6 protein-coding genes and 1 pseudogene are annotated in these 4,752 nt (G+C 51.7%); 5 read left to right on the top strand and 2 right to left on the bottom strand.

The window, feature by feature from the left end:
• Positions 1-218 (top strand): type II toxin-antitoxin system PrlF family antitoxin (locus tag RTI30_RS12645; RefSeq protein WP_312283929.1); only part of this gene is annotated, 218 nt, incomplete at its 5' end.
• Positions 205-558 (top strand): type II toxin-antitoxin system PemK/MazF family toxin, encoded by a 354-nt coding sequence (locus tag RTI30_RS12640; protein ID WP_312283928.1) that lies wholly within the window; start codon positions 205-207, stop codon positions 556-558. The genes RTI30_RS12645 and RTI30_RS12640, both read left to right, overlap by 14 nt.
• 104 nt (positions 559-662) lie before the next feature.
• Here RTI30_RS12640 and RTI30_RS12635 read toward each other — a convergent pair whose 3' ends face one another.
• Positions 663-890: a phospholipase D-like domain-containing protein gene (locus RTI30_RS12635; RefSeq protein ID WP_312283927.1), complete on the bottom strand. Its 228-nt coding sequence runs from the start codon at positions 888-890 to the stop codon at positions 663-665.
• A 470-nt stretch (positions 891-1,360) separates the two neighbouring features.
• Positions 1,361-1,459, bottom strand: a pseudogene (locus RTI30_RS12630) (GTP-binding protein); the annotation flags it as partial.
• A gap of 457 nt (positions 1,460-1,916) precedes the next feature.
• On the opposite strand from RTI30_RS12630, the gene RTI30_RS12625 reads away from it, so the two are divergent.
• The 3 genes from RTI30_RS12625 to RTI30_RS12615 all read left to right on the top strand — a co-directional run bounded on the left by RTI30_RS12625 (position 1,917) and on the right by RTI30_RS12615 (position 3,458).
• Positions 1,917-2,177, top strand: a complete 261-nt coding sequence (locus tag RTI30_RS12625; RefSeq protein ID WP_312283926.1) for a hypothetical protein — start codon at positions 1,917-1,919, stop codon at positions 2,175-2,177.
• Positions 2,178-2,568: 391 nt separating this feature from the next.
• Positions 2,569-3,186, top strand: a complete 618-nt coding sequence (locus RTI30_RS12620) for an AAA family ATPase (protein ID WP_312283925.1) — start codon at positions 2,569-2,571, stop codon at positions 3,184-3,186.
• The gene (locus tag RTI30_RS12615) at positions 3,183-3,458 is read left to right on the top strand and encodes a hypothetical protein (RefSeq protein ID WP_312283924.1); all 276 of its coding nucleotides are present in this window, start codon (positions 3,183-3,185) and stop codon (positions 3,456-3,458) included. The genes RTI30_RS12620 and RTI30_RS12615 overlap by 4 nt, the downstream gene beginning before the upstream one ends.
• Positions 3,459-4,752: the final 1,294 nt, after the last annotated feature.

Here is a 4,752-nt window from a genome sequence, read left to right as displayed (position 1 = left end):
CAATGATTACCAGCAAGTTGACCAGTAAAGCACAGACTACTATCCCGCAACCGGTTCGAGTGGCATTGCAGATCCGGGAAGGAGATGAAATCGCCTATCGCATCGAAGAGGGCCGGGTTATTTTGACCAAGGCAGAATCAGATATCGAAGAGGACCCCTTCGCGCTTTTCTCTGAATGGAACAGCGAGGCAGACCGGCGAGCATATGAGCGCTTGTGACGTCTGGGATGTGGTCAAGGTGCCCTTTCCCTACACCAATCGTCCTGTTCATCAATATCGTCCTGCCTTGGTCATTGCTAGCAGTAACGGGAAGACAGCTCCCCAACTGTTGTGGGTGCTGATGATCACCAGCGCAGAAAACCGGGGCTGGGCGGGTGACGTCGAGCTCTCTAACCTTGATAGCGCTGGATTACCGGTACCATCCGTAGTGTGCACGGCCAAGATCGCCACCATCGGGCGAGAGAGGGCAGAGAAGATCGGGCGTTTAGCCTTACCGGATCGTCAGCGCGTCATCGACATGGTTCGCAACCGACTGGCGGTGGCAGGCATTTGCCCCTGATTAACCAATCACTTCCAGAAATTCGGCAAAGAAAATCAATTGCCCGAACGGGGTAGCCGCCAATTCCTTGCCCCAGGATATTTGCATGCGACCAATCAGGAAAATCACCAGCCGCCGCTTCTGTGCTTGGGATGCCAGGCGCTCAATAGCTCACTGTGGCCCCAATCCTCGGCAAACTGCTGGTGGATCTCCTGGAGTGCTTGCCCGTGGATGATGAGGCCCATTTCCCGATTGCGCATGATGCTCGAGTAGCTGACGTTTTCGCTGCCAACGAAGCCGCTTTCCTGACCACAGATGGTCTTGCCGTGGAGATAGATTGGTTTGGTGGGCAATAGACGGACAGTAACTCCAGCAAAAGCACCTTGGCCTCTTTCCCCTTGGCTGCCAGGGCTTCCAGAATGGGCCGGTAATCACCCAGCTCTTCGCTTTCCATGATAATCGGCCCGGGTTGGCGAATGACCTGCAGGATCTTCCCTGCCGAATCCGGGGATAGCACCAAAACCCGGTGCGGGTAGTTCCCGGCCCGCTGGTTGTTCCAGTCGGCGGTAAAAACCATATTGGCGGCACGAACGATCGAGGGATTGCTCGTTACCAGATCATAGTCGCGATCGTGGTGGAAGCTATACCAGCCATAGTTGCCAGTGCCGATTTCGCACTCGCGCTGATTGCAGGTCCATTTCCCATGCTCGTACACATACTGTCCGCCCACGGCCTCGAATCGTTGCGGCGCCCAGCGCAGGCTCGCTCCGGTTTGCCGTACTTTTTCAGCCTCTTTCCGTACCTTCCAGGCGGGGAGCCCGTAGGGATGATGGTCCAGAATCACCTCTACCTGGACGCCGCGGTCATGGGCATTGGCCAGGGCCCGCAGGACCTTGCCATCACTGAGGAAGTACACTTCCATGTGAACCGCATGGCGGGCCGAGTCGATGACCTGCACAACGGGTGCGGATCCTGCTTGCGGTTCTATATACAAATGCATGGTTATCTATTCTCCTTCTGCTTGCTCAATGGTCCATTGTAGCATTGGCCGTGGCGAGGGATTGGATGGGCTGCCATCTTGCCTGGGGTGAGAAATGAAACAGCACACTCCTTTAACCGCATCTGTCCATGACGCCCGCTTTCTCCCATCTTGCGCATTCTGCTAACCGGCTGTCGCCAATATGGTGCAATTATTTTGTTCGCTATCAGATGGTTAGGCGCATAGGCCTTATGTTTGTCGTGATCCCCCAACATACAGGACCGGCTCGCTTCCAGAGTGCGATTCCCTATTATATGTTTTTGCAGGTTTTTTTATGATTGGCACGATCATTGCTGGGGTCATTGGGGAGTGTAACTAAAACTTTTTGAGGAGATTTACCATGTCCGTGAAGACTTCCGCTATCATAGTTGCTTTGGCTTCTTTGTTTGCCGTTTCTACCAGCTTTGCTGCTACCACCCCCGCTAGCGCCGAAAAGCCCGCCGCCAAGGTGGCCGCCCACAAGGCTCCCACGAAGATGCACAAGAAGGAAGAGCAGAAGGCTTCCGTGAAGGCGAACAAGAAAGAGGCGCATAAAGCCCCCACGAAGAAGGTTGTTGCTCACAAGGCCCCGGTCAAAAAGGTAGAAGCCAAGAAGAGCTAAGCTTGGCCCAGTGACACAAAAGGGGAGGCTTCGTGCCTCCTTTTTTTGTATCGAAGCTCGATGGAACGCCCCAAAAGGTAGTTACAGCCAGCAAGGGCTGTAAGCTTCCCGTCAGGACCATGGTGATTTGAGCGATAATATAACTCACCAGCAGGTCCTTGGCTTGTATCCCTGGAGATCGAGCTTTTTACAACCGTCATGCTGGCATTCCCGGATTGGCTATTTACTAAAGAACACATCAATTGTTGATCCACCACTATTCGTCGGCCTAATCTTCCGCTCTACTTAGCGTAATGGCGTAATGGCGTCATAACGCTATGTCGCATTGACAAGATTAGTTTTTTTGTTATAGTAGCGACAAAACGCCATAACGTCATGGCGTGGAGACGTCATGAAGAAAATTGCTTTTCTCTCCCAAAAAGGGGGTAGCGGTAAAACAACGCTCGCGGTGCATACTGCAGTAGCCGCAACAGAGGCAGGAGAAAGAGTTGTTGTTATTGATACCGATCCGCAAAAAAGTGCTACCGTTTGGGGCGAAACTCGTTCTCAAGACACACCTATAGTTGCAACAACAGCCGCAACCGATCTGGATCGCGTGCTCGATGCAGCATCCCATGAGCGTATGACCTTGGCTATCGTCGATACTGCACCCCATGCCACTCCGGACGCTACGCGCATCGTACGTTCAGTTGATCTGGTGCTCATCCCTGTCCGTCCAACCGCCTTCGACATTGCCGCTGTCGGTAGTGCCGTTGATATTGTCAAAGCGGCTGGGGTTCGCGCCGCTTTCGTTCTATCGGCCTGCCCTTTCAGATCCCCCGAAATTGCAGAAACCCGCATCATCATGGCTGATTACGGTTTTTTGACCTCACCGGTAGAGATCATTGACCGGCGAGCCTTCGCGCGTGCTATAGCTACAGGCAGGGCCGTAACTGAGTTCGATAGTGATGGTAAAGCAGCAACTGAAATCCGCGCCCTTTGGGCGTGGCTCAAGGAGCAGATACAATGAGTAAACCAACAGGTCTAGCAGCATTTACCCGAAAAGGTGCAGCTTCCACACAGATGACAGAAGTGGGGCAAGAACAAGGTACAAAACAGGGCGCTCGCCAACGAGGAAGGGGTAAAGGTGATGTAGTTGCACTGACTGTGCGTCTACCTCGTGCAGAGTGGGAACGTGTACACCAACTCGCCGTCTCCGAAGGTGTCAGCATTCAATCGCTGGCTGTTGAAGGGCTATCTAAAATTTTTACTGAGAAAGGTCTGCCGAAGCTTTCATCATGACGCATTTACGCAACGACATCATTACGTCATGACGTCATATGCGCGCTTGATGTAATGGCAGAAAGGTACATAAAGCAAATGGTTATCGCGATTTTATGGACTTGCCGGCGGCGAAAGGGGTATCCGCACTATCTTGAGGCAAAGGATATAACACCGAATCAGGCGGCGATTGAGTCCATAAACTGCTGCAAATCGGGTGGTAGTTAGCCACCGCTTAGATTCGGTAAATTGAACTTTAAAACGATCAATCACCGAATAAGAAGAAGCGATGTGGTTCAAGTCTAAGAGTTGCTGCAATTCACGGTCGCACATATGGCTGTATACATGACTCACCTACTTGGAAAACCTTTTCCGACCAGCTGTTTAATAACAGATCAACGTTGGAAGAATTTTGGTTTTGCGGGGAATCAAAAACTGTCACAGATCTTACGAGGACGGCGGCTGCTCTCAGTCACGCTTTACAGGCGCTTCCATCACGAACACCACGTACGACCAATCGCCAGTATTTTTACAAGTCCATCGCTAACCAAGATCGCAAACTCGATCAAAACCTGTATCCACGCATCATTGAGCAACAATCGACGTATTCAATCGGGAAATTTTTGTTTAGCTTTCCAGTTGCAATCAATCGATTGCCGGATTATCTTTGACCACTGTCACAGAAGATCGCGCCGACCATCCCTCTCGGACCCATGTTGGGTACGCCGGGATCAGCAGAAAAGATAGGTAGGACCGTATCTGACAGGGCTGCGTTGGCCCTGGGATACCAAAAAGGAGAATCGAATACCAGGTACATAGAAATTGAAAAGGGGCTAAGGCTCCGCAACCTTAACCCCTAATCACTACGATTTTCCCTGACAAGGGATGGAAATTAAAGAATCCGTATCCAGACAGTTCGGATTCTTTCAAAACTCCAAAACCTTGTCAATGGGGAAGTGTCTTCCACTTACGAGGTTTTGATGAAAACAGCACAAGCCAGCCAAAATTCAGAATTCTTGGTAAATCGCCTCCCGGCCGAGAAAAGCCATTGCGACCCGTCCTGGCTAATGGCGCAAGAAAGTAGCACGAGCCGGATACCCAGCAACGGGATCAACTACGCGGTAGATCCCGTCATTATCTCTAGAACGAATCGAAAACAACTGCTTCCGCCAATCGGCAGCGGCGGTTTTCGTGCGCCATCTTTGCAGGAGAGTAGTATGCCCAGCGGATAGCGTAACAACAGCGAAGGGCCAGGATTCCCCAACCCTGGCCCTTCACCGATTTGGTACTCCGAGACAAGAAATCCGGAAACCAA

Origin of the sequence: Candidatus Igneacidithiobacillus taiwanensis (assembly GCF_031962545.1) — a bacterium.
Lineage (GTDB): Bacteria > Pseudomonadota > Gammaproteobacteria > Acidithiobacillales > Acidithiobacillaceae > Igneacidithiobacillus > Igneacidithiobacillus taiwanensis.
The sequence above is the reverse complement of the archived record's forward strand: the minus strand, read 5'-3'. Positions and strand labels throughout refer to the sequence as shown.